We start from the raw sequence: 433 nt of genomic DNA on the forward strand, positions 1-433 counted from the left end.
ATTGGCTTTTATTTTCTCAAAATATTGGTTTGCATTTATCTCTAGATGAAACTGCTTTTTCAAATGGCGATTTATATACCATTTTAACCAATAAAAATGCGAAAGGTAAAAAAGGAGCTATTGTAGCCATGGTGAAAGGAACTAAAGCGGAAACAGTTATAAAAATACTTCATAAAATTCCTTTAAAACAGAGAAAAAGAGTAAAAGAGGTAACTCTGGATATGGCAGGTAATATGGGACTTATCGTTAAAAAGTCTTTTCCAAACGCTACCTTGGTAATAGATCGTTTTCACGTACAAAAACTAGCATTGGACGCACTACAAGAAATAAGAATAAAGCATAGATGGGAAGCAATTGATGCTGAAAACGATGCTATAGAATATGCTCGAAGTAAATCTTTAAAATATACTCCAAAGCTATTATCCAATGGAGA

The 433-nt window shown here is 32.3% G+C and carries 1 protein-coding gene; it reads left to right on the top strand.

Annotated elements, in window-relative coordinates:
- On the top strand, window positions 1–433 hold a 433-nt coding region (locus tag Q0998_RS19290; protein WP_299673097.1), incomplete at both ends, for a transposase.

This window comes from uncultured Polaribacter sp. (assembly GCF_947501385.1).
In the GTDB taxonomy this organism is placed as follows: domain Bacteria; phylum Bacteroidota; class Bacteroidia; order Flavobacteriales; family Flavobacteriaceae; genus Polaribacter.